The organism is Labilibaculum sp. K2S (assembly GCF_030372765.1).
Lineage (GTDB): Bacteria > Bacteroidota > Bacteroidia > Bacteroidales > Marinifilaceae > Labilibaculum.
Genome location: NZ_JAUCMW010000002.1, coordinates 491,509 through 516,681, shown reverse-complemented (window position 1 = coordinate 516,681; position 25,173 = coordinate 491,509). Strand labels below are relative to the sequence as shown.

The following is a 25,173-nucleotide window of genomic DNA, read 5'->3' as shown; positions in this document are numbered from 1 at the left end:
TTATTTTTGCGTAGCAAAGATAAGTTAAAAATAACTTGCTACAAACTTTTCGTAGTCCGTAGGGGAATCGAACCCCTGTTACCAGGATGAAAACCTGGCGTCCTAACCCCTAGACGAACGGACCATTTATTTTAAAGAGATGCAAAGGTAAATCAAAAATTTAATTTTGCAAATACATTTTTGTGTTTTTCTTTTTAAAAGCTGAAGAATTAAAAGGAGTAATTGTGATCACTATTTTTTTCTTTAGCGATGCAAAGAAAGAGATAATTCTTTGAATTGACAATACTTTATTTGAAAAATAATACGACTTTTTTTATTGCGAATTCCTAACTGCTTCTTTTTTAGAATAAAGAGTAATTAACGCCATTCAACAATTGTTCCTCTTGCACTATTTAAAAGGTCTTTCGGGATGATGTTTTGAATACTTACAGCCAAAAGATCGAGTAATTTATTCTTAGAGTAATGACGGGAATAGACCAAACTAACTTCTCGTAAAGGATGTAGATTTGTGAATCTCTTAACTTGATTCAACTTGTCTTTTGGCAAATATTGTGTGGCTAATTCGGGAATCAACGTAAAACCACCTTCTTTATCGACAATTTTCATTAAAGTTTCTAAAGAATTACTCTCAAACTCGAAAGGCAATTCCTGATGCTGTAAATCGTGCATTTCACAAAGATTGATAACCTGATTTCGAAAACAGTGACCATCGCCAAGCATCCATATTTCAGGAGTGGCAATATCTTTCACCTCAATAACTGATTTTTTAAGGAGTTCATGATCTTTGTGTGCATAAATCATCATTTCTTCGTAAAACAGTGGTTTTTCCTCTATTTTATCCTCCTTGGCTGGAGTCACAAATATGCCGACATCTATTTTGTCTTTTTTTAAACTCTTTATTATATCTTCCGATACCATTTCTTCCACTTCTACTTTAATAGCAGGATAGTTTCGAATATAGTCTCCAATAAACATGGGCAGGAGGAACGGAGCAAGGGTGGGTATGATACCTATTTTAAGACGTCCTACAATTGTATTCTTATGATCATTAATAATGTCATTTATTTTTTTTGTGTCTCCTAAAATTATTCGGGCTTGTTCTATTATAGATTTACCAACATCAGTTGGGATGATTGGTTGTTTGCTGCGATCAAATATAGTAATATCCAGAAATTCTTCTAGTTTTTTTATTTGCATGCTAAGTGTAGGCTGTGTAATAAAGCACTTATCAGCAGCAGTGGCAAAATGTCGGTAGGTATCAACAGCAACGATATATTCCAACTGGGTAATTGTAATCATGTTTATTGAATTTGGATTTAAGCTCAAATATAAAGATTATCTATCGGATTATAAGCATTATTGATTTGACAGATAATGAAAAGTGTGGTACATTTGGTAATAGCAATATAGACAACGATTATTTTTTATTTCAGAAGAAGTTATAAAGAGCTAAAGCAGCATACTTTGCGAAATAATAGGGTTACAAAAAATAATAGTTTGATAGTTTTTGTTATTTAAGTTTTATTAGATGTTTGGGTTTTGCAGCCGGAAATTTATTTCCGGCTTCTTTTTATAAATGATTCTGCATTTTTAAGTACTCTTGTGAGAATTTACCACCTGCTCCAATATACAATTTTAAATTCCATTTAAGAGGTTCTGATTTTATTCTCAATTATTTCTGAAAAACGAATCGCAAAAGCTTAGTTATGAACTGATAATGCGGATATGTTTTGTAGCATTAATGCTGAATAGCAGAAATTGGACTCGAAAAATATACTACTTTAGTCGGCGATTTAGGAATTATTAAAAAACATCATAAAACCGATTAAAAGATGCACAAAGAGATCAAAATAGTTTCTTTTGAGGAAGCAGCGAAGGTGATTAAATCTGGGGATAGAGTACATTTACATTCCGTGGCTTTGGCTCCGCAGAAGTTTATAAATGCAATGTGTGAAAGAGGTCGTAATGGCGAAATTTACGATGTGGCAATACAGCACCTTCATACAGAAGGTCCAGCTCCTTATGCAGACGCTGAATTTGAAGGTATCTTTAATTTGGAGTCATTGTTTGTTGGTGCCAACGTACGGAAGCAAACACAGGCAGGTTATGCAGATTATATTCCTGTATTTTTGAGCGAAACGCAACAGTTGATTCGTGAAGGAATTTTGAAAGTGAACGTAGCCGTTGTTCAGGTAAGCGTGCCGGATAAGCATGGATATGTATCATTGGGTACCTCTGTTGATGCTACAAAAGCAGCTGTTGAAACAGCAGATACTGTTGTTGCGGTAATCAATCCTAATGTGCCTCGTGCATTTGGTGATGCCTTGATGCCTTTGAGTTATTTTGATGTGTTCTGTGAGGATGATACTCCACTAATAGAGCACCATAATGCACCATTGACCGAGATGGATATTCAGATTGGTAAAAATGTTGCTGGTTTAATTCCAGATGGAGCTTGTCTTCAAATGGGTATTGGGGGTATTCCAAATGCTGTATTGGCTCAATTGGGAAACCATAAAAATCTGGGAGTTCATACAGAAATGTTTGCTGATGGTCTTCTTCCTTTGGTTTACAGCGGTGTTGTTAACGGAATGAATAAGAAATTAGATAAGGGTAAGATTGTTGCTGGTTTCTTAATGGGAACAAAAGAACTTTATGATTTCGTTGATGATAACCCGGGAGTTTTAATGATGGATGTTGCTTACACCAATGGTGTTGGTATCATCAAACAAAATCCTAAGGTATGTGCAATTAACTCTGCATTATCTATTGATATTACAGGTCAGGTTTGCGCAGATTCAATTGGAACAAGACACTACTCAGGTGTTGGCGGACAGATTGACTTTACACGTGGTGCTTCTGCTTCAGAAGGTGGTGTGCCAATTATTGCGATGCCTTCTGTTACTGGAAAAGGTGTTTCAAAAATTACTCCAACTTTATTGCAGGGATCAGGTGTTGTAACTACCCGTAACAACATGAGATGGTTTGTAACTGAGCATGGAGCAGTTAATTTGTTTGGAAAAACATTACAACAAAGAGCTAAAGCTATTATTTCTGTTGCACACCCTAATTTCAGAGAAGAATTAGATCAGGCAGCTTTCGAAAGATTCGGTAGTCATTACCATTTTGTTGCTAAAAAATACTAATATAATTCAGATATTCTGATCAAAATAAACGAGGCCTCATGCGAGGTCTCGTTTTGTATTTGGGTTGTTCCAAAAATTTATTAATCGGAGTTCTGTTGGTAAATTGCTTTTTTAAAGTTGTTTTTAATATTCGTTTAGTTTTTTGCAGCTAAAGCATTATTACTTATATAGATTATTTGGTTGGAAACCAAATGCTAATTGTTAGGTCTCTGTAAGTTAGGGAATGCAGGTTTGCATCGGTCTAGTTGGGCTTCGCTTATTGATCTTCTATTTTAGGAACTGAGCTCATTAATTTATCTGACTTAGGAATGGTAATGTAGAAACTACTTCCTTTTCCCTCTTCACTATCGGCCCATATTTTTCCGCCATTTTTCTCAACGTATTCTTTACAAAGCAATAAACCAATTCCTGCACCTTTTTCTTGGGCAGTTCCTAATGCAAGGTAATTATTATCCAAACGGAATATTTTGTGAAGATTGGTTTTACTCATTCCCACTCCTTCATCAGAAATATCCAATTCTACCCAATATTTCTTTTGCCGGGCTGAAATCGTAATTTTCCCTTCGCGATAGGAGAATTTTATTGCATTGGAGAGTAGATTTTTAAATACTTCGCAGATAGCTGCTGTGTCTGCATATGCCTTAGAGGAGCTGTCTAAATTAAAAATAATCTTAACATTTTTCTCAATAAGTTGTTCTGAGAGCTTTGTTAAACTATAATCTAAAAGCTCTTTCACATTAAAAAGTCGAGGCGAAAATTTTGTTTTGCCGGACTGAGAGGCAGACCACAGTAAAATATTTTCAACAAGATCATAAGTTTGGAAAGACAAGTCTCTGATGTTTTTTGATAAGTGCTTTTGTTCTTCAATTTTAGCTTGGTCAAAACTATCAAGAAGTTTTGAACTCATAAGCTTCATATCAATAAAAGGGGTTCGTAAATCGTTCGAAATAATGTTGAATATTTTGTCCTTTGTAAGATTCAAATCTTTAAGTGTTACTTCAGTCTCTTTTAGCCTGGAGTTCATTTCTTCCAGTTCATCATTCTTTTCTGTTAAAGCTTGCGTAGCTTCCTTTCTTATTTTGATGTTCCTGTTTGCAATATAGCCTATTACCCCTGCAAGTATTATTAAGGCTATAAAAAGATAGATTACAATGGTTTGCTGACGATTGTATGCTTTCAAGTTCTTGATTTCATCGTTGTTTTTCGAAATCTGATAATTAGCCTCAAATTCAGATATTTTATCTTTATCAATCTGATCTATAATACTATCGTATTGGGTGCTCGAGTATTCACGGAAGTATTCCAATGCTTTCTTGTAATCTCCTTGGTTAGAGAAGTACTCGAACAAATTCTCTGATGCAATTTTTTGCAGGCTTCTGTCTTTGCACAGGTTAGCATGATCAAATGCTGAAAGCAAATAGTCTTTGGCTTCCTCGCTTTGGTAATATTTCATTAATATTTCTCCAATGCTGTTCGAGGAATATGCTATTCCCTTGTTATTTCCTATTCTGCGGTGAAGACTAAGTGATATCTTATGATATTCCAGACTCTTGTCGAAATTATTGTAGCTCTCGTATAGATTTCCTATTAACGAAAAGACATTTGCCTGTTCCTTCTGATCATTAATCTCATCGTAAATTTTTAAGGCATCATTATAGTTCTTTAAAGAAAAATCCAACTCATTTAAATCCTTATATACCGTTCCTATATTTTTGAGAGTAGCGGCAATAAATAGTTTATTTCCTATTTCTTTTCTTATTGCAAGTGATCTGTTGTAGTAGGCCAGAGATTCATTGAAATTGTTCAGCCTCCAGTATATTCCTCCAATATCATTTAACGAAAAAGCAATAAAAGTTTTATCCCCTATTTCTTCTCTAATTTCAAGAGCTTTGGTGTAATAATCGAGCGCTTTGTTCGGCTTATTAAGATTCTTATATACATTCCCAAGATTGTTGAGAGAGGATGATATGTCCGATTTGTCACCTAGGTCAGATCTTATTTCCAGTGATTTAAGGTAAAATTCTAAGGCGTTGGCGTAATCCTTTTTTAACCAAAAAACACTTCCGATATTATTTAAGGTGTAGGCAATTTCTTTTTGAGTTCCATTTTCTTTCCTTAATTCAAGCGACCGGTTAAGATGAATTAGAGCTTCGTCGTATTTATTAAGTATTTTATATATTTCTCCAATGTTATTCAACGAACTTGCAGTTCCTTTCAGGTCATTAATCGTTTTCCGGATTTCCAGAGCCTGTTTGTGGCAGTCGAGCGCCAGTCTAAAATTGTTTACCCTACGATATAAATTCCCCAGATTGTATAACGAAGCCGATTTTTCAGTAGCATCCGCAGAGTTGAGAATGACAACTTCTTTTGCATAGTCGATACTTTTGTCGGGATCTAAATCAATATATAAACGCGAGAGTTCTTTAAGTAAAGCAATTCTTTCAACACCTTCAGTACTTTTTAATAACTCTTCGGCCTTCTGAATTTGATCCTGAGTTTCGCCCAACACAGCAGTTATTGGGAAAATAAGAAGAATTAAAAAAATATATTTAAGCTTACAAAGCATAATAGTCCTGACTTTGGGGTTTACCATGCCGTAAAAATAGTATTAATTTATCTTTCGGCAACATAAAGAGATTTGAAATAGTGCAGTTTAGCCTATCTGGTATTTACTATAATGTTTTCGGCAAGCTGAGAGAGGTTTACGCCTGTAAAGTTTCCCGAACTCATCAATAAAACATTTGTATTTTTAAAATTCATTGAAAGTAAGTCTGAAATTAGTTGATCTGAATTAATATACACTTTAAGATTAGTTCCTCCAAATGCTTCTTCAACCTGCTTACTGGTTATTGGTTCCAGTTTTTTGTGTTCAATTGTTTTCGGATCAAAATAAACAAAAGCCTGATCGGCCATACTCATTGTATTTTTATAATGAGGCAGAAATTCTTTCTTCAGGCTACTGAAAGTATGAAGTTCCATACAGGCAATCAATTTTCTATTCTGATATTGCTTTTTTACAGCTTCGGTTGTTGCCTTTAATTTAGAAGGAGAATGAGCAAAATCCTGAAACACACAACAGTTATCGCTTTCTGCCAGCTTTTGCAGGCGACGAGCCGCTCCGGAAAAATTTTGAATTGATTGGTAAAAATCCAGGTCTTTTATCCCAATGCTTTTGCAGATATGATAAGCACCCATAAGGTTTTGTAAATTATGCTCTCCAAATATTTCAAGAGCAAATTCATTATCATCTGTTGTTAAAATGGTTTGGTTGTTTTCCAGCCTGAATGGATGCGTATTGTATGGAATGTAGTTTACATCAGCTCTTTTTTTTGTAAGAATCTTTTGAATGTGTTCGTCCTCCTCAAAATAGATTAAATTCCCATTGGGCTGAATAAGATTTGCGAATATATCGAACTGCTCAACATAGCTTTCAAAGGTTGGAAAAACATTGATGTGATCCCAGGCTACACCTGTAATTAATGCGATATGCGGATGATACAGATGGAATTTTGGTCTTCTGTCAATTGGAGAAGATAAATATTCATCACCTTCGAAAATTGCGATTTTAGCTTCTTCGGTCAACTTTACCATAGTTTCGAAGCCTTCAATTTGGGCGCCTACCATATAATCAAAATCAATATCATTTTCTTTAAGGACATGCATAACCATTGATGTTGTAGTTGTTTTGCCATGGCTGCCACCAATTACAATTCTGGTTTTGTCTTTTGTTTGTTCATAAATGTATTCAGGATAAGAGAAGATTTTTAAGCCTAATTCCTGAGCTTTTAAAAGTTCTGGATTATCGATACGTGCATGCATTCCAAGAATAATAGCGTCGAGATCAGTATTTATTTTTTCAGGAAACCAGCCCCATTCTTTTGGCAGTATATTGTGTTTTTTTAAACGGGATTTTGAGGGGTTAAAAATCTCATCATCGGAACCCGAAACAGTAAAACCTTTTAAATGCAATGCTATTGCAAGATTGTGCATGGCGCTGCCGCCAATTGCTATAAAATGTACTCTCATTGATATTCGTTTTTAAAAATTGTATTTTTGATCTGTATTGAATGAATAGGTCTGTAAAGCTGTATTTACAGAGCGATTCAAGATTAAAGATAACATATTTACTTAAAAATAATGGAAATATATAATATAGAAACAGGCAATTTCAAATGCGATGGAGGTGCTATGTTCAGTGTGGTTCCAAAACTTCTTTGGAGTCGAAAATACCCAAGCGATGAAGATAATTTATGCAATTGTGCAATGAGAAGCATGCTTGTTGTTGACGGGGAGCGAACAATACTGATCGATAATGGTACCGGAGACAAGCAGGATGCTGAATTTTTTAAACACCAGCATTTAAATGGCGAAGCTGATTTATTGTCTTCACTGTCTATTATTGGTTTTCAGCCAACAGATATTACAGATGTGGTTTTTACTCATTTGCATTTCGACCATTGTGGTGGTGCCGTAAAGCATAATGAAAAGGGTGATGGTTTCGATCTGGTTTTTCCGAATGCCACGCATTGGGTGAGTAAATTACAATGGGACAATTTCAGCAATCCAAATATTCGTGAAGCGGATGCCTATTTTTATGAAAATATTGTACCAATAAAGGAGGCTGGAAAATTGAAGTTTGTAGAGAAAGAGGGAGAGTTGTTTCCTAATTTTGAAGTACGGTTTGTTAATGGTCATACCCCGGGTTTGATGGTTTCGATTATAAAAACTGAAAACTACACCATTGTGTTTGCCGGAGATTTTATTCCTACAACAGCTAATGTTCCGGTTAAATGGTTGGCCAGCTACGATTTAAATCCAATGGCATCTTTGCACGAGAAAGAGGTTTTTTTAAAAGAAGCTGTTGAGAATAATTACATCTTATTTTTTCAGCACGATATAATAAATGAGTGTTGCAGTTTGGTGCAAACTCCAAAAGGTGTAAAAGTTGACAAATGTTTTTCTCTTACTGATATTAAATAACACTTAATTCGCTCTGGTAGCCGTATGTTGCCAGAGCCAGTTCGATGGTTATTATCCTTTGAATGATCGTTTTTTTGGTTCCAAAGTCTTTGTAGGATGAATTAAGGGAGTGTAAATAATACTCCAGTACACGAAGTTGAGTTGTAAGAGTTGAAGTTTCAAATTTCTTTTCCAGATCAAGATGCTTAATTCCATGTTGATCCATTAATTCCTGCACAAAATATCCGGCTCGAATAATCCTTTTGGAAAGATTGAGTTCATTGTGGATATGTAAAACCATAAGACTGGTCAGAAGTGCGAGGAAAACAATCACAAGTAGTGCTGACATAGCGTAAGGGTTTGTTTAATAAAGATTAACTCACGCGTAGTTTACGATGGATTTTTGAAAAAGTTTTAATGTGAAAAGGATTAATGGTTTAAAGGCAAGATAAAAGCCAATTGCCGACAGAAGAATATCAGTAAATATATAGGGTTTTAACAACGAAAATTGATCTTTTATCAATGTAAATGATAAGACTCTAAAAACAAACTGAAAGGCAAAAAAAAGAAAAATATGCAAACCGTAAGGGTTGAATGTCTTAGCCAGTGGAATATCGCCGCGCACAATTGCAGAGAAGCTTCGGGACAGACCAGTAGACGGACTTATTTGGTTTGTAATTTGGGTGTAAAAAGAAGGTATAGGATGATTACATTCTTTAGGCGAAAACAGAGCAGAATAAATAAAAATGCAAAGAATAATTCCGGCTAAAGAGAGGTTAATTATTTTGTAATTCTGTTTAGCCAGATATTGAGAATTACTCATTATCAATTTTTATTTCGATATTAATGCTGTCTGTTTTAATATGAATTGAATCCACACAAACTTCATCAAGTTGTTCTTCCAATTCTTGCAGGGCATCTTGTAAATCAGCATTTTGAGTAGATTCATCAATCACTTCTTCGATTGCATCTTCTACAAAACCTTCTATTTGATCTTCGCTTAGGTTAGCAATACCTACAACAAATATCAGCCAAAGCGATGCAACTAAAACCCCGATAATAGAAACGATTAAAGCCGTGATATTAATGCCGCGTGCGCCATTGTCTCGATTTGCCTGACTTAGTCCGACTGCACTTAAGATGATCGCAATAATTCCCGGAATAATCGCAATAATTCCTACACAGGGAATAAATCCTATCATGAAAGTTATGATACCAAGTGTTAATCCAATTATTCCTAACGTTTGTCCGGCATTTGTGCGCTCTTGTTCCATGATTGAGTAGATTAGTCTAAAGGATAAAGGTACTAATTTTTTGAGATTATTAGTAAAAGATCTTTTTCCAAAGATTTTTTCGGGCTCTCGATAATTCGACCTATTTCCTCGCCATTTCGGTAGATGATGGCTGTTGGAACATTGGTAACCTTATTGGCTTTTGCATCAAAATCCGGTGAAGATTTGCCGGAGTCTAAAGCATTCATATTTAATTGATCAAACGGAAAATTTATTTCTTCCAGTATTTTGATGAAACGAGGCACTTCTCTATGACTGTCGTGACACCATGAACCAATAATCAGGTGAATTGAAATATCCGTTAGATTTTGTTCCCGAAGCTCCTTTATAATAGTTGTGTCTGGCAGATAAGAATCATGTTCGGGTACGTACCAAGGGGAGCAAACATCCATATTAAATGCATCTAAAGTCAGTTGTCCGAAAAGAATCTTCATTTTGATTCTGGAATCTTGTTTGGTTTGGTTTTGAGCAGAAATATTCAAAATAAACGATGAGAGAAAAAGAAGTATGGCTAGTCTTTTCATAAAGTTTGGAGTTTTAATTTAAGCTGAAATTTAGCACAAAAAAAGACAGGAACATTGTTCCTGTCTTTAAATATAATGATAATAAAAGAACTAGTCTTTGTATTGCTCAATTAGAATATCCAACATTTGAATAGCACATCTTGATACTTTGGTACCAGGACCAAATACACCAACAACACCAGCTTCGTATAAGAAATCGTAATCCTGAGCTGGAATAACACCACCTGCAGTAACCATGATATCTTCGCGGCCCAATTTTTTCAATTCTGCGATAACTGCAGGAACTAAAGTTTTGTGACCAGCGGCTAATGAAGAAACACCAACGATGTGTACATCATTTTCTACAGCTTGTTTAGCAGATTCTTCAGGAGTTTGGAACAAAGGTCCCATATCCACATCAAATCCTATATCAGCAAAACCGGTAGCAACAACTTTACCACCACGGTCATGACCATCTTGTCCCATTTTTGCTATCATGATACGAGGACGACGTCCTGTCATTTCAGCAAATTGATTTGCTTTTTCTTTCGCTATAGCGAAATCAGCATCTTGTCCTGATTCTGATGAATATACTCCTGACACGGTTCTAATTACAGCTTTATATCTACCACAAACTTTTTCACATGCATCTGAAATCTCACCAAGAGAAGCACGTAATTGTGCAGCTTTAACAGCAAGATCCAATAAGTTGCCTTCACCTCCGTTTGCACAGGCAGTGATGGCTTCAAGAGCAGCCTGAACAGCTTTCTCGTCACGGTTAGCACGAAGCTTAGCCAAACGTTCAAGCTGAGCAGTACGTACAGCAGTGTTATCTACTTCCAAAATATCCAATGGATCTTCTTTCTCCAAACGATATTTGTTAGTACCTACAATAGTTTGAGTGTTGGCATCAATTTTAGCTTGAGTACGTGCCGCAGCTTCTTCGATACGAAGTTTTGGAATACCGGATTCGATCGCTTTTGCCATACCACCTAATTTCTCAACTTCTTCGATGTGAGACCAGGCTTTGTTTACTAACTCCTGAGTTAATGACTCAACGTAGTAAGAACCTGCCCAAGGATCAACAGCTTTACAGATGGTAGTTTCATCCTGAATAAAGATCTGAGTATTACGGGCAATACGTGCAGAGAAATCAGTAGGCAATGCAATCGCCTCATCCAACGCATTGGTGTGAAGAGATTGAGTGTGACCTAATGCAGCTGCCATTGCTTCGATACAAGTACGTCCAACATTGTTGAATGGATCTTGTTCGGTTAACGACCAACCTGAAGTCTGCGAGTGAGTACGCAATGCCATCGACTTAGGATTCTTAGGATTGAATTGTTTTACAATCTTAGACCATAGTAAACGACCAGCTCTCATTTTAGCAATCTCCATGAAGTGATTCATTCCGATTGCCCAGAAGAAAGACAAGCGAGGAGCGAATGTATCAACATCCATACCTGCAGCAACACCTTTTTTCAAGTACTCCAAACCATCAGCAAGAGTATAAGCCAACTCGATATCTGCTGTAGCACCTGCTTCCTGCATGTGGTATCCAGAGATAGAAATGGAGTTGAATTTAGGCATGAAATTCGAAGTAAATTCGAAAATATCAGCAATAATTTTCATTGAGAAATCTGGTGGGTAAATGTAAGTATTACGCACCATGAATTCTTTTAGGATATCGTTTTGGATAGTACCTGAAAGTTCTTCCAGTTTAGCACCTTGCTCTAAACCTGCAACAATGTAGAAAGCCAATACTGGAAGTACTGCTCCGTTCATTGTCATAGATACAGACATCTGATCCAATGGAATTTGATCGAAAAGGATCTCCATATCCAAAATAGAGTCGATAGCAACTCCTGCTTTACCAACATCACCAATCACACGGGGATGATCTGAGTCATATCCACGGTGAGTAGCCAAGTCAAATGCTACAGAAAGACCTTTCTGACCAGCAGCAAGGTTACGACGGTAGAATGCATTCGATTCTTCAGCAGTAGAGAAACCTGCGTACTGACGAACTGTCCATGGACGCAAAGGGTACATCGCTGAATAAGGTCCGCGTAGGAATGGTGGCAAACCTGAAACGTAGTTCAAGTGCTCCATGCCTTCTAAATCTTCCTTGTTAAAAGCTGTTTTAACAGGAATTTGTTCTGGTGTCATCCACGATTTTTCAATGCCGTTTTCTTTTTCCCATTCTTGAGAAGTAGCAGTAGATCTTGAAGATGACTTGATATTTATATCTTTAAAATTTGGTTTCATTTTCTTAATTTTTAACGCTAAGTCGCGAAGACGCTTAGATTTATAAAAAATAGTTATTTACTTTTCGTTTGATACCTTGTTTAATTAGAGGGACATTAAAATTTACTAAGTATCCAAGTTTAATATCCGCTAATTTCATATAAGTTACTAATTGAACTTCGTGTACAGGCAATAGTACTTCTACAGCTTTAAGTTCAATTATGATGCAATTTTCAACCAAAAGATCAATTACAAATTTTTTATCTAAAACCTTACCTTTAAAATTGACTGGCAATTCTACCTGCCTTTCAACCTTTAAATTGAGATTTTTTAATTCTTCAACAAGACAAATTTCGTAAACAGATTCAAGTAAACCAGGTCCCAGTTCTTTATGCACTTCGTAAGAAGCCTGAACTATTTTGCGACCTATTTCTTCGAATTCAGTTTTTGAAATCATCTTTCGCGTCTTTGAGTCTTTGCGTTGGGTTAAATTCCTAATTCTGCTTGATATGCTTTCAAAGTTTCAAGAACGTTCGACTTCACGTTAATAAAGTTCTCAACACCCTTCGCTTTTAATTCGTCAGCACATGCCGGAGCACCTGCAACAACTGTAATAGCTTTTCCTTTAAGAGCTTCGTAAACCTCAGGAACGATAGTTGCATATTCATCATCAGAACTACAAACTACAACAATCTTGGCTCCTTTTTCAGTTACGAATTTTACACCTTCTTCTACTGATTTAAAACCGTTATGATCTTCAACATCAAATCCGGCACAAGCGAAGAAGTTACAAGCAAACTGAGCACGTGCTTTACGCATGTTTAAGTTTCCGATAGGGAACATCATCACTTTAGGACGACCATTTGTTTTGCTGTAAATATCAGTTTTATTACGAAGAGTCTCGAAAGCCTGAGCACCACGATATGGTTTAAGAGTTTCGCAAACAGCATTCGCTGCGGTTTTATCTGCAGGAGCAAGAACAGTTTCAGGAAGAGCTTCCAATACTTCTCCAAAATTTGGAAATTGGTTGGTTCCTAAGAAATTTTCCTGGCGTGTAGCGATTTGGAAATCACGTTTCTGAGCTGTTGCTTTGATCGTAGACTGTACGAATCCTGCTTTGAAAGCTTCAAGGTATCCACCTTTGTCTTCAACAGTCAGGAATAGTTTCCAGGCTTCGTCAGCAATTGATTCAGTTAATGATTCAATATAGTATGAACCTGCAGCCGGATCAGCAATCTTAGCCAGGTGCGATTCTTCTTTTAATAATAATTGTTGGTTACGGGCAATTCTTTCAGAGAAAACAGATGATTTAGCAAATGCAGAATCGAAAGGTTTTACTGTAAATGAATCAAGACCACCTAAAACAGCCGACATCGATTCAGTTTGAGTACGCAGCATGTTCACATAAGGATCGTAAACAGTTTTGTTCCACTCTGAAGTTTCACCATGAACATTCATTTTGCAAACTTCTTCGTTTGAAGCACCAAATGCTTTCACGATGTTTGCCCATACCATACGTCCGGCTCTTAACTTGGCAATCTCCATAAAATATTTAGAGCTGGTTGCAAAGTTGAAACGGATTTTTGGAGCTACCTCATCAACTGAAAGACCTGCATCAATCATTTTGCTTAGATATTCAGCACCAGCGGCTAAAGAGAAACCTAATTCTTCAACAATTGAAGATCCTGAGTTGTTGAAAAGGCTTCCACCTACTGCTATAACTTTATAGTTTGGAAGAGCTTTTGCTGCTTCGACAGCTTCTTTTAAATAATTAAAAGAACTTTCTTCTGACTGACAGAAGTTACCAACAGTACTGAATCCTGAAAGAATATCGATAGAAACCCCGCCATTTAATTTATCAAGAGCGATACCTTTTTCAGTTGCAATTGCCTGTAGGTTTTTAATTAATTCAACAGAACCGTGAGATTTTTCGAAGTTGATTTCTACACAATCCAGGAAAATACCATCCAACAAAGTTGCTAATTCATCTTTACTTAGGTCTTTCCAATTCAATACGAATCCAATTGAGTCGATACCTTTGTTTAGAACATCAAGAGCTTTTTCGTTGGCTGCTTTCACATCATCCACAATAATATCCTGACGAACCAACCAATCGTTATTGTCTTTTTTATTACCACGAACATAAGGAAAATCTCCAGGATAGGTATTCATGAAGGCTTTGTCTTCCATGTTCTCCAGTCTGTAGAAAGGCTGCACATTGAATCCTTCATTAGTTCTCCAAACCAACTTTCTATCAAAGTCAGCACCTTTAAGATCTTTAGTGATTTTGTCAATCCACTCTTGTGTAGATTGAGGAGCAAAGTCACTAAAAAGTTTATTATCTGCCATAACTGTAACTGTTTAAAAATTAGAGCCTAAAAATAAGGCCTTTTTATCATTTAAGGAAGGTTTTAAAAATGTTCTTAATCATACTTTTAAAACACGTTCGAATTAGGAATTATTAATTAAGATTTATGAATAAAATAGGATTTCCGGTAAATTAAAAATGGAAAAAGCTGGAATTAAATGATGAGTTAAGATCTTATGACTTACCCATTAATAATTGCTGACTCATAATTTATAATTCACAACAATAGGGGCATGATCAGATGCCTGCATCCATTGTTGAAGTGTGTTTCCACTATTTTGAACAAAGTGACCATTGGTAAACAGGTAATCCACCTTTCGGTTCCAGTACCCGTTTTTATCTGTTGTGTGCGAAAAATGTTTCGAATTGTTTTGTTTAAATTCTTCCAAAGGAATTGCTGCTTTATAACTTTCGTAAAAAGGCATCATCCATTCTGTTTCGGAGCTGTAATTATCCGCTTCAAAATCGCCGTCGGTGCATGCTGAATCATCAAAATTACTGGTTTGCTTACTAAATGGAGGAAGAGAGTTAAAATCGCCGCCTAAAATGAATTTTTGTCCTTTTTGATTTAAGGAATCGACGTAAGTCTTCAAAATTCCCAACTGTATTTTCTTGGTATCATCTTTGGCATAGGCCGATAGATGAGTTGTTAAAAGTTTAATTGCTTCTCCCTTGTGTTCCAGATTTATTTCCAGAATATTCCGTTTGAGATAAAAATAGCGAACAATGAAATTTTGCGATTGAATAAGAGGCAGAGGAGTTCGTTTCGCATCGGTAAATTTCCATTTGGATAAAATGGCATTGCCCGAATCCATTTTTCCGATGCCGTCGCTGGGGATGTGTTTGGCTTTCCATTGTGAGGCATAAGCCGCATAATTAAAATCGGTATTGTCAAGCAGATACTGAACCTGATCAACAAAAGCACTTCGTTTTGCATTCACATCGGCTTCCTGAATAAACAGGATATCGGGGTTTACTTCACGGATTTTTTCAGAAAGAACGCTCATATTATCCAGCACTTCTGATTTTTCCATGATGACCCGGTCGCCATGACAATCGAAAAAGAAATCGATTCTTCCACCACCAAATTTAATGTTCCAGGTCATTACTTTTAGGGTATCCGGAAAGGCGAATTCTTGTTTTTCCAAGCTTTCGTACAAGGATACTTCTGTTCCTATTTTGGTTTGAAAAGGATCGCAGGCACTGGATATCAGGGATACTACGATCAAATATATTTTTCCTAAAAATTTCATCTTATTAGTGATTGTTGAAATTAGCATGGGGTGAAAAATTTCTTTTGTTAATTATTCTTTATCAGGGTGAATCATTTTGTTTGGATCCACCCACTTGTCAAATTCCTTATTGCTTACGTAGCCAAGTTCAAGAGCAGTCTGGCGTAGACTTTTGTTTTCAGAAAAGGCTTTTTTAGCAATTTCGGCTGATTTTTTATATCCTATATGAGTGCTTAGAGCAGTTACCAACATTAGCGAATTGTCTAAATGTTGTCTGATTCGTTCCTTGTTGGGGAGAATTCCTGCCACGCAGTTTTTGGCTAAGGAATTACAGGCATCGCCCAGCAATTGAGCCGATTGCAAAAAGTTGTAAATGATTACCGGTTTAAAAACATTTAGCTCGAAATGGCCGCTTGATCCAGCAATGGTAATTGTTGTATCGTTACCCATTACCTGTGCGCAAACCATGCTTAGTGCTTCCACCTGTGTGGGATTTACTTTTCCCGGCATGATTGAAGATCCGGGTTCGTTGGCCGGGAGAATGAGTTCGCCAATCCCCGAACGTGGCCCTGATGCCATCAAGCGAATATCGTTGGCAATTTTCAGCAGCGAAACAGCCGCTTGTTTTAATGCACCATGCGATTCTACAATTGCATCGTGAGAGGCTATGGCCTCAAATTTATTTTTTGCTGATGTAAAAGGTAAATTAGTAAATTCAGAAATATAATCAGCCACTACTTCAGCATACATGTGCGGCGTGTTGATGCCTGTGCCCACCGCAGAACCTCCAAGAGCAATTTCGCTTAAATGCTCCAGACTGTTTCGGATTGCCTTTGCTGCATGATCTAATTGCGAAACATATCCGGAAAACTCTTGTCCAAGACTTAATGGCGTTGCATCCATTAAGTGAGTTCTTCCTATTTTCACAACATCTTTCATTGCATGGGAATGGCGGGCCAAAGCATTTCTAAGATTTTCAATGGAAGGAATGGTGTGCTCCTGTAATTTTTTAAGACCGGCAATATTCATTGCTGTTGGAAATGTATCATTAGATGATTGTGATTTGTTCACATCATCATTGGGGTGAACGAATGCACTTTCTGTTCCTATTTGTAAGCCCATAAGTACCTGAGCCCTATTGGAAATTACTTCGTTCACATTCATGTTGGTTTGTGTGCCGGATCCGGTTTGCCAAATAACCAAAGGAAAATGTTCATCGAGTTCGCCCCTGCAAATTTCATCACATACTCTTGAAATGATTTTCTTTTTATCAGCATTTAACACTCCCAATTGGTGATTTGTAAAGGCTGCCGCTTTTTTCAGATAAGCATAAGCTCTGATCAGCTCAATAGGCATAGAAGCTATGGGGCCTATCTGAAAATTCTCAAGAGAACGCTGCGTTTGCGCTCCCCAGTATTTGTCGGCAGGAACTTTAACTTCTCCCATTGTGTCGGACTCTATCCGGTATTTCATGATCTAAATTTTGACTAATGAATCAGAAATCATAAGAAAGCAACTACAAAATCTCTTCTACATTTTCAGCAGGCACAGCAAATATTCCTTTGTGGTCTTTAATAACAATGGGGCGTTGAATAAGGTTTGGATATTCAATTAAGATTTTGATCCACTCATCGGTATTAAAATTTTTTCCTTTAAAATCGGTTTTGTATAATTTTTCGTGAGTGCGGATAATTTCCCAGGGTTGTTTCGCCATTCTCATCAATACATCAGCAAGTTCGGCTTCGGTAAACTCATCTTTTAGGTACAAACGAATTTCAGGTTCCAGGCCTTTGTCTTGTAAATATTTTAAACCTGCTCTACTTTTGGAGCAACGCGGATTGTGATAGATTTTCAACATTTTTATTTCTGTTTTACTGTTTAAAGTGATACAAATATACGGCTTTACAGATAATGGAAAGACAGATTTGAAGATATTCACCTATTTATTGCAATCCCTGACTTTAGATGACTGAAAATTTGAAAACCGGCTTACTTCCTGTTGCCGGATTATTTGTAAGAGCACGCAAATCCCTTTCCATTAGTCTGGAAATTTACATTCTTCTGATCGGTTCGTACTTCCAGAATCCGGGAAATGCCGTTCGACTAAAAAGATGGATTTTCGGGTGCAGTAAAATGCCGTTCGACTCATCCGGTGAGCTTTTCATTTGTTAAAAAACAGCGTACGACCATTCAAATGTTATTTTCCAATTGTAGAAAACCCCCTTCGATCAACAGTACGGGCTTTTCTTGTACTGGAAATATCCGTTTGACCAACCGGATGCACTTTTCTGCTGCAAGGGAAGGCCATTCTACTAAAAAAACATCAAACTATTTTTCTGGTTTGCTGCTTATGAAATTGCATAAGGTTTTCCCTTATTTAAAAGGTTTGGATCATGTTTATGTATTTTTCATTTGGTGAGGATAGGTTTTCGGGTATTCATAATAATCAACAAATTGATTGTTTGTTACAAAAAATACTGATAAATTGTGTCCTGATCAATAAAAATTATAGACTTAAAACTATGGGGAAAATTAATGCAAACTGCACAATTAAGGAAACAGCAGAAGCAGGAAGAAAAATTTCAGATCTGAATACTAATTATCCGATAGCTGAGGATACTTATTGTGCGGTAAGCTTTGAAAAATTATCGGCAAAAACTCAAGGGTTGATCCACATGATTAATGCAGGGTGGCTGGAAAGTGATTTAAAGGAAAAAGATGAGGTGCGCGACCTGGATATTCGTGCAATTTTTTACGAAGTGACTGCCAAATGTATGCGTCGGACGAGTAGAGAGCAGCAAAAAGCGGTACGCGTGAAAGCAATTTTGGATCGGTATGGAATGAAAATAACCGACAGCACTTATACCAGTGAGAGTGCCGAAATTAGAGCCATGTTATCGGATATTAAAGCACCGGAATTGGCTGAAGACAGAAAAGCCATTCCCGAATTGGATGGATTAATTAGCAACCTGGAAGGTTCTCAGGCTTCATTTGATCAATCGGATGATCAATTGAGGGACGATAAAATGGGAAGAGAAAAAACCAAACCGGCTTCAACATTAGCCAAAGAATTGAGAAATATGATCAACAATGATCTTTGTGGTTATCTTTCAGCTATGACCCAGGCAAATCCGGAGAAATATGCTGCTTTTTCAAACAAATTCTTTCAAATAATTGAAGATGCCAATAAAGAGGTTAACAATAGGCTGGCAGCCTTAAAACGTAAAAAGGAAGCCGCGAAAGCGGAAAGTAATTAGTTTTGTTATTTGTTGATTTTGGGAGAATAAGAACCACCTTGTAATGAGGTGGTTTTTTTGACACTCTCCTTTGTCTCCTCTCAAAAGGGGAATTAAGGGAATGTTTCAATTTTCATTGATGTATGTATCATCCGTGTTCCATTCTGAAAATTGTATCACGATTTGGTTTGATGATCCATTTTACATTTTAGGGGTTTGTGTTATCTGTATTAATGACCTCTATAGGATATTCATCTTTTGTACGGCCATTTTTAAACATGGCTTTTTGATTCACACTTCCATCTTCATTATAGGTAGTCCATTCTCCTTCTCTCACACCATTTTTGTAAGTCCCTTTTTCCTCTAGCTTTCCGTTTTTGGAGTACCAGTGCCATTCTCCTTCTTGTTTACCATTTTTATAAATTTCCTTTCTATTTATGTTTCCATTTTCCCAGTAGATTTTGTGTTCTCCCTCTAGCGTTCCATTTTTATATACGCCTGTGGAAGACAGCTTTCCGTTCTTATGATAACTTATGGATCGCCCATTTCTTTTTCCATTTTTAAATCTTATTTTGCCTGCTATTTTACTAACTTTTTTAAGTTTTAAACGGGTTTTAAAGAATTTTTGGTTTCTACACCAAATTTCTTTTCCCTCTTTTTTTCCGTTTTTATACCTTACTTTAATAGTGATATGATGCCAATCGGAATATTCCGTCCACTTTCCTTCTTTTTTTCCGTTTTCATATACTCCAGTTCCAGCTAGTTTTCCATCCTTAAAATATTCTTTCCATCTGCCTTCCTTTTCTCCCTCTTGGTTCAGTCTGTTTTCCTGTGCAAAGAGATTTGCTTGTGAGCATAAAAAAAATACCAATAAAAAAGTGATGTATGTTTTCATTATGGGATATTCTTTACTAAGTTTAAATTATATAAATAGATACATATGTTTGATATGGTGAAAAAGCTAATTAAAAATAGAAAATTTGAAATTATAGGAGGGCTGCTTGGTCTGCTGGGTGGATTCCTTTACTGGAAATATGTTGGTTGTATTTCAGGGACTTGCCCCATTCAGGCCAATTGGTATACAATGGTGCCTTACGGTTTACTTTTTGGTGTGCTGATAGGAGGGATGTTTAAACCAAAACAACCAAAAGAATAGGGATCTTGCATGCAAGATCCCTACAGGATATCTTTTATTTTTTATCTTCTTCGCTAAATTCCATTAGAAATGCTTTGATGAATCCATCCAAATCGCCATCTAAAACGGCTTGCACATTGGAAGTTTCGTGGCCTGTTCTTACATCCTTAACCAGTTTGTAAGGTTGCATTACATAGGAACGAATTTGTGAACCCCATTCAATTTTCTTTTTTGATCCTTCAATCTTGTCAGTTTCTTCCTGGCGTTTTCTTAGTTCCAATTCGTATAACTGCGATTTTAGCAATCGGAGTGCATTTTCACGGTTTCCAAATTGGGAGCGGGTTTCGGTATTTTCAATAATGATTCCGGTTGGAGCATGTCGTAACCGTACACCCGTTTCCACTTTATTTACATTTTGTCCGCCGGCACCGCCCGAACGGAAAGTATCCCAACTGATATCAGCAGGATTTATTTCTATTTCGATGGTATCGTCAATGGCAGGATAAACATAGACCGATGCAAAAGTGGTCATTCGTTTGTTGGCTGCGTTAAATGGAGAAAGGCGAACCAAACGGTGCACTCCGTTTTCCGATTTTAAAAATCCGTAAGCAAAATCACCTTCAAATTCCAGTGTTGCCGATTTAATGCCGGCTTCGTCACCTTCCTGATATTCCAAAGAGCTTACCTTATAGCCATGAGCTTCTCCGTACCGTAAATACATTCGGTAGAGCATTTCGCACCAATCACAACTTTCAGTTCCACCGGCACCCGAATTTATTTTTAGAATGGCTCCCAGTTTATCTTCCTCTTTTCGGAGCATATTTCTTAGCTCAAGAGCTTCAATTAAGCCTTGCGTTGTTCTAAATTGCTCGTCTACCTCCTCCGGTGATGCTTCGTCTTCCTTGGCGAAATCGAATAATATCTGAAGGTCGTCAATTGCTTCTTTTGCTTCATTGTAAGAATCTACCCAGGATTTAAGCCCTCTTACTTTTCGCATTTGAATTTCAGCCTCTTTGGGGTTATCCCAAAATCCGGGCGCCTGAGTTCTCAATTCTTCTTCCTGTATCTGAATTATTTTAGCATCAACGTCAAAGATACCTCCTTAACGCTTCCGTGCGCTCCGCTATACTTTTTAGCTGGTCTGATGTGATCATTTTTGTAAGTTATTAATTGAAGTGTAAAGATAATAAACAAAGGGGAAGGAACAATTTGAAAAGAAGGTGTAATGTTGTTTTCAGAAAAAGAAGCAACGCTCCGATGAAGATTTTAAGACTCGGATTTATTAGAGAAAATCAGAATTATTTTGGCATCAACGTCAAAGACAGTTTAAATCACTTGTTTGGCGCTTTCGTTCGTTCCGCTAAATTTTCAGCTGGTCTCATGTGATCATTTCTGTAAGTTATTAATTGAAGAGTAAAGGTAATAAAAAACAGCGCCGGAAATTTTTCCGGCGCTGTAAATACTCTATTGTTTTGTCCTTAGAATCCTCTTTGCTGAGCCTCTAATTTTTGCATTTCGGCATTAAAAGTTTCTTTGAATTTCTCGTAATCGTAATCCACTTTAAGTTTTTCGTCCTGCGATAATTTTTGGTTGATTGCTTCCTCCAAATCTTTTGAACTCATTTCAATAGCAATGTATGTTTTGTATTTGTTTTCACCGGTTTTGGTTTGCTTTTCGCAAATTACTTTGATGTTGTTCAATTGTTGGTTGATCACCTCACGGGTTAAACCTTCAAAACGTTCTTCAACTTGCTCAACATTATTTAATTCAGTTGAGTTCACGTAGTTGTCGATAGTTCCTTTAATTGTAGACTGTATTAGAGTTGCAAGTTCGGCACGTGCATTGGTGCCGGCTTTCTTTTTAGACACCATTTGATCTAAACTTTCGCCAATAGCAGAAGCTCTAAAATTGTTTTTATCGCTTTGGTAATCTGGTCCGGTGCAATAAACTTCAATCAATTCTTCGCCTTGTGCTTTAGTACTGACAGCTTTTTCAGCCGATCCGCAAGAACTCATTTCGGCAATCAGTAATATTCCTAATCCAAGGAATAAGCTTTTGTGTAATTTTCTTGTTTTCATGTGTGTATAATTTATCGTTATTTTTTGTTTTGGAATATGATGATTTTATAAATCAAGTTGATTCAATTTAGGAACGATTGTGTTGTTTATTTCATCAACAGCTTGATCGTAAGCTTCTTTTACTGCGTAATCGTAGCTAATGGGTTTCATGCCTTTCACTTCATAAATGGCATCATTGAAAATTTCCATGCCTGTTTTAACATCGGTAAGCGAGAAAAAACAATCCAGATACACGATGTAAACTTTGTAGTTGCGGCCTTCCTTAATTTCACCTTTTGTTACATTGGTATTGATATCAAGAATAACTTTGGCCTGATCTTTATTGTTTGTAAATGAGAAGAAATTTTCAGACAATTCTTTCTTTAAATTGTTTTCCAAAATTCCTCGTTTAGAGTCTTCTCCAAAAATCTTTTCGCTAAAATTCATGAAAGCCTTTAAACGTTCTACATTTAAAATGATTTTACTTTTAGGTGCAGATTCTTCAGTGAAGAAGAGTTTGTTTAATTCGTAATTTTCGTTGCTTTCATTTAGAATCGACGAAAGATCAAGAGAAACAGTTATTTCCTGTAGCTTTTGGCGCGAGGTTACTTTAGATAACTGAGAAGTTGCACAACCAAATTGGTCTGTAGAAACGTTTCCATTCAAAATACCTTCCCCTTTTGTAAATTCAAGTTTCAAGGGCAATTGAGAAATCATTTTTTCTTCATCATCAGCCAACCAAACAGCTTTTATCCGAATTGGTTCCTTTTGTGAAGTTGATATTTCGAGTTGAATTGCATTTTTTGCCGGAGTAAGTTGTGTTCTGTTAAAAATATTTTGGATGGAATTGTAAATATCTGTTCCCAAATTGATAGTTCCATCCAATGTCATTACGCTAAGATCTTCATCCAGATGATTTTTTATTGCATCCAGAGATTTTGCGTAATAATTTAATGCCTGAAAAAGGTCGAGTTGGTTCTCGTATTGTTTCCCTTCTTCAAAATAGCTTTGCGACAGCTTTTTTGCTTTGTTTAGTTTAACTCTTTTTAGCAGAGCATACTGATTTTTTGACAATTGATAGTAAACCCAATATTCTCCTTCTTTTTTATTGTCCCAGGAAGCGACCATTTCGTATCCTTCCAAATCCTGAACAAGAGATGTTCTGATATCTGCTTCAAACTCTTCTTTAAAACTCGTGTTGTTTTCGAATTGATGCAGAACAGAATTGGATGAAATGGAAATTGAAATTTCAGAACATAAATCCTGTAAAGCTTGATTTTTGGCCAATTGCATATAGCTTGTTTCATTGGCATCTTTTTTAACCACAGCTATGCCAATATAATATTCTGATGAAATTGGACGTTCTTTTACCCATTCCGGAGGTTTGCGTTTGGCTGCTGTCGTATTTGGCGAACAGCTCACTATAAATGCAAGGATAAAGGAAAAGTGCAATAAGGTGCGTAAAGATTTAATCATTTTTATGGTTTTGTATTTTTGTAGTTTAAAGATAATAATTGTAAACAATAAGGATGCCAAAGCTAAATTAAAATTTAGTCTTTTTTCGAAATTAATTTATCAATTATCTGAAGAGAAAGCTGAGATTCAAAACCTCTTCCTTGCGCAAATCGGAATAATTTGGCTCTTAATTGATAAGGATCTTCCTCTCGAATTGTTTTTATCTTACCGTGTAGTATGTCGTGAAGATTTTGAGCGTATTCGCTTTCATCCAATTGGTATATGGCATCAGATATAATGTATTCCGGAATTTGTTTTTGTTTCAGATGATGAGCGATCTTTATTCGCCCCCATCGGTTGAAACGGAATTTATCACGAACGTAAAAATTGGTGTATCGTTCATCATTAAGGAATTTTTCGTCAATTAAGGTTTGAATAATCTGATCCTGATCGGCAGATGAAATTTCCCATTCGCAAAGCTTTTTACGAATATCAAAGCTGCATTTTTCTTGTCTGCTGCAAATAAACATGACTTTTGATAAAGCAGATTCGGCGCTGACTTCTCTTTTCTTTTTTTTGTAATCCATCATTGTGGTTTTATAGCTGAAACCATTCTGTTTTTTCCGTTGATGTCTGATCTTAGACGTATGCTGTTGAATCCTTTTTGTTCCAAAAGCGCTGCCATTTCGTTTCCTAAACTTTCGTTGATTTCAAAATAAAGCTTCCCGCCTTTTTTTAGATGCAGAAGAGCCATTTCTGCGATGGTTCGGTAAAAAATTAAAGGATCGTGATCTGATACAAATAATGCTGTGTGTGGTTCATGATCCAAAACGTTTTTCTCCATTTTGCTTTTTTCAGCTTCGGTTACGTAGGGAGGGTTACTCACAATAATATCAAAATTGTCCCAATCAAAATTCTTCCAGTTTAGAATATCGCGATGAAAAAAATGAACATCAACCTGGTTGAGTTCGGCATTTTCTTTAGCCTTCTCAATTGCCTCTGCTGAAATATCAGCAGATGAAACGCAAGCACCTTTTAAATTTTTTGCCAGAGAAATGGGAATGCAGCCACTGCCGGTTCCAATATCTAAAATTTGTAAACCTTCCTCCTTGTTTTCATTGATGACAGCATGAACCAGCTCCTCAGTTTCAGGTCTGGGAATTAGGGTATACTCATTTACTTTAAAAGTAAGATCGTAGAATTCAGTTTCACCTAAAATATACTGAATTGGCTTACTGGTTTTAAGTTCTTGTGTATAGGTGTCAATCTGTTTGAAATGATCATTGCTAATATTTTCCGATCTATTCAACTGAATTTGAGTTCTTGTATACTTCAAAACGTACTCGAGCAGAATGTAAGCCATACTTTCTGTTTCTCTTACAGGATATATCTTTTCGAGTTCTTTTTTTATGTAATTTATTGTAGATTGTATTGTGTTTGTCTGAATCATTTTTTTTAAGAATGTTGGTTGAAATATGAATGTGATAAATGCAGAGGATTTGAAAAATTAGTAAATGATTTTTTTAACAGTAAATCATTGTCT

24 protein-coding genes and 1 tRNA gene are annotated in these 25,173 nt (G+C 36.3%); 5 read left to right on the top strand and 20 right to left on the bottom strand.

Annotation, left to right across the window (positions count from 1 at the left end; all coding sequences use genetic code 11):
* Window positions 1-52: 52 nt before the first annotated feature.
* Window positions 53-124: transfer RNA gene (locus QUH73_RS05295), tRNA-Glu, on the bottom strand.
* 233 nt (window positions 125-357) lie between these two features.
* Window positions 358-1,299 (bottom strand): hydrogen peroxide-inducible genes activator, encoded by a 942-nt coding sequence (locus QUH73_RS05290; RefSeq protein WP_289529418.1) that lies wholly within the window; start codon window positions 1,297-1,299, stop codon window positions 358-360.
* A gap of 533 nt (window positions 1,300-1,832) precedes the next feature.
* Here QUH73_RS05290 and QUH73_RS05285 point away from each other — a divergent pair.
* A complete protein-coding gene (locus QUH73_RS05285) occupies window positions 1,833-3,146 on the top strand; it encodes an acetyl-CoA hydrolase/transferase family protein (RefSeq protein WP_289529417.1) in 1,314 nt (437 codons plus the stop codon).
* A 256-nt stretch (window positions 3,147-3,402) separates the two neighbouring features.
* Here QUH73_RS05285 and QUH73_RS05280 read toward each other — a convergent pair whose 3' ends face one another.
* The gene (locus tag QUH73_RS05280) at window positions 3,403-5,712 is read right to left on the bottom strand and encodes an ATP-binding protein (RefSeq protein ID WP_289529416.1); all 2,310 of its coding nucleotides are present in this window, start codon (window positions 5,710-5,712) and stop codon (window positions 3,403-3,405) included.
* Window positions 5,713-5,804: 92 nt separating this feature from the next.
* Window positions 5,805-7,172 (bottom strand): UDP-N-acetylmuramate--L-alanine ligase, encoded by a 1,368-nt coding sequence (locus QUH73_RS05275; RefSeq protein ID WP_289529415.1) that lies wholly within the window; start codon window positions 7,170-7,172, stop codon window positions 5,805-5,807.
* 111 nt (window positions 7,173-7,283) lie between these two features.
* Between QUH73_RS05275 and QUH73_RS05270 the strand changes: the two genes are divergently transcribed.
* Window positions 7,284-8,126 (top strand): MBL fold metallo-hydrolase, encoded by an 843-nt coding sequence (locus tag QUH73_RS05270; RefSeq protein ID WP_289529414.1) that lies wholly within the window; start codon window positions 7,284-7,286, stop codon window positions 8,124-8,126.
* Here the strand turns inward: QUH73_RS05270 and QUH73_RS05265 are convergent.
* From QUH73_RS05265 to arsC, 10 genes are all read right to left on the bottom strand, one after another.
* Window positions 8,119-8,454, bottom strand: coding sequence for a hypothetical protein (locus tag QUH73_RS05265; protein WP_289529413.1), 336 nt, complete (start codon window positions 8,452-8,454; stop codon window positions 8,119-8,121). The genes QUH73_RS05270 and QUH73_RS05265 overlap by 8 nt on opposite strands.
* 30 nt (window positions 8,455-8,484) lie before the next feature.
* Complete coding sequence (locus QUH73_RS05260) at window positions 8,485-8,928, bottom strand: hypothetical protein (RefSeq protein ID WP_289529412.1); 444 nt, start codon at window positions 8,926-8,928, stop codon at window positions 8,485-8,487.
* Window positions 8,921-9,379, bottom strand: coding sequence for a hypothetical protein (locus QUH73_RS05255; protein ID WP_289529411.1), 459 nt, complete (start codon window positions 9,377-9,379; stop codon window positions 8,921-8,923). The genes QUH73_RS05260 and QUH73_RS05255 overlap by 8 nt, the downstream gene beginning before the upstream one ends.
* A 32-nt stretch (window positions 9,380-9,411) precedes the next feature.
* On the bottom strand, window positions 9,412-9,921 hold the full coding sequence (locus QUH73_RS05250) for a thioredoxin family protein (protein WP_289529410.1): 510 nt from the start codon (window positions 9,919-9,921) through the stop codon (window positions 9,412-9,414).
* Window positions 9,922-10,011: 90 nt separating this feature from the next.
* Window positions 10,012-12,168 (bottom strand): methylmalonyl-CoA mutase, encoded by a 2,157-nt coding sequence (scpA, locus tag QUH73_RS05245; protein WP_289529409.1) that lies wholly within the window; start codon window positions 12,166-12,168, stop codon window positions 10,012-10,014.
* 40 nt (window positions 12,169-12,208) lie between these two features.
* Window positions 12,209-12,604, bottom strand: a complete 396-nt coding sequence (locus tag QUH73_RS05240; protein WP_156196299.1) for a GxxExxY protein — start codon at window positions 12,602-12,604, stop codon at window positions 12,209-12,211.
* A 29-nt stretch (window positions 12,605-12,633) separates the two neighbouring features.
* Window positions 12,634-14,496: a methylmalonyl-CoA mutase family protein gene (locus QUH73_RS05235; protein WP_289529408.1), complete on the bottom strand. Its 1,863-nt coding sequence runs from the start codon at window positions 14,494-14,496 to the stop codon at window positions 12,634-12,636.
* Between the two features lie 222 nt (window positions 14,497-14,718).
* Complete coding sequence (locus QUH73_RS05230) at window positions 14,719-15,768, bottom strand: endonuclease/exonuclease/phosphatase family protein (RefSeq protein WP_289529407.1); 1,050 nt, start codon at window positions 15,766-15,768, stop codon at window positions 14,719-14,721.
* Window positions 15,769-15,819: 51 nt separating this feature from the next.
* Window positions 15,820-17,220 (bottom strand): class II fumarate hydratase, encoded by a 1,401-nt coding sequence (gene fumC / locus QUH73_RS05225; protein WP_289529406.1) that lies wholly within the window; start codon window positions 17,218-17,220, stop codon window positions 15,820-15,822.
* A 43-nt stretch (window positions 17,221-17,263) separates the two neighbouring features.
* Complete coding sequence (gene arsC, locus QUH73_RS05220) at window positions 17,264-17,605, bottom strand: arsenate reductase (glutaredoxin) (RefSeq protein WP_289529405.1); 342 nt, start codon at window positions 17,603-17,605, stop codon at window positions 17,264-17,266.
* Between the two features lie 107 nt (window positions 17,606-17,712).
* Here arsC and QUH73_RS05215 point away from each other — a divergent pair, with 107 nt between their 5' ends.
* Both QUH73_RS05215 and QUH73_RS05210 read left to right on the top strand, forming a co-directional pair.
* Entirely contained in the window at window positions 17,713-17,919 is a 207-nt protein-coding gene (locus QUH73_RS05215) for a hypothetical protein (protein WP_289529404.1), read from the top strand.
* A 350-nt stretch (window positions 17,920-18,269) separates the two neighbouring features.
* On the top strand, window positions 18,270-19,004 hold the full coding sequence (locus QUH73_RS05210; RefSeq protein WP_289529403.1) for a DUF6261 family protein: 735 nt from the start codon (window positions 18,270-18,272) through the stop codon (window positions 19,002-19,004).
* Between the two features lie 187 nt (window positions 19,005-19,191).
* Here QUH73_RS05210 and QUH73_RS05205 read toward each other — a convergent pair whose 3' ends face one another.
* Window positions 19,192-19,854 carry a toxin-antitoxin system YwqK family antitoxin gene (locus QUH73_RS05205; RefSeq protein ID WP_289529402.1) on the bottom strand — a complete coding sequence of 221 codons (663 nt, stop codon included), beginning with the start codon at window positions 19,852-19,854 and terminating at the stop codon, window positions 19,192-19,194.
* Between the two features lie 78 nt (window positions 19,855-19,932).
* On the opposite strand from QUH73_RS05205, the gene QUH73_RS05200 reads away from it, so the two are divergent.
* A complete protein-coding gene (locus QUH73_RS05200) occupies window positions 19,933-20,139 on the top strand; it encodes a hypothetical protein (RefSeq protein WP_289529401.1) in 207 nt (68 codons plus the stop codon).
* Window positions 20,140-20,173: 34 nt separating this feature from the next.
* Here QUH73_RS05200 and prfB read toward each other — a convergent pair.
* From prfB to prmC, 5 genes are all read right to left on the bottom strand, one after another.
* A protein-coding gene (gene prfB / locus QUH73_RS05195; RefSeq protein ID WP_289529400.1) for a peptide chain release factor 2 occupies window positions 20,174-21,272 on the bottom strand; the annotation gives its coding sequence in 2 pieces (ribosomal slippage) (window positions 20,174-21,208 and window positions 21,210-21,272; 1,098 coding nt in all).
* A 324-nt stretch (window positions 21,273-21,596) separates the two neighbouring features.
* Complete coding sequence (locus QUH73_RS05190; RefSeq protein ID WP_289529399.1) at window positions 21,597-22,196, bottom strand: hypothetical protein; 600 nt, start codon at window positions 22,194-22,196, stop codon at window positions 21,597-21,599.
* 45 nt (window positions 22,197-22,241) lie between these two features.
* Window positions 22,242-23,651, bottom strand: coding sequence for an LPP20 family lipoprotein (locus QUH73_RS05185; protein WP_289529398.1), 1,410 nt, complete (start codon window positions 23,649-23,651; stop codon window positions 22,242-22,244).
* A gap of 74 nt (window positions 23,652-23,725) precedes the next feature.
* Complete coding sequence (locus QUH73_RS05180) at window positions 23,726-24,217, bottom strand: regulatory protein RecX (protein WP_289529397.1); 492 nt, start codon at window positions 24,215-24,217, stop codon at window positions 23,726-23,728.
* The gene (gene prmC, locus QUH73_RS05175) at window positions 24,217-25,080 is read right to left on the bottom strand and encodes a peptide chain release factor N(5)-glutamine methyltransferase (protein ID WP_289529396.1); all 864 of its coding nucleotides are present in this window, start codon (window positions 25,078-25,080) and stop codon (window positions 24,217-24,219) included. Before prmC ends, QUH73_RS05180 begins: the two co-directional genes overlap by 1 nt.
* Window positions 25,081-25,173: the final 93 nt, after the last annotated feature.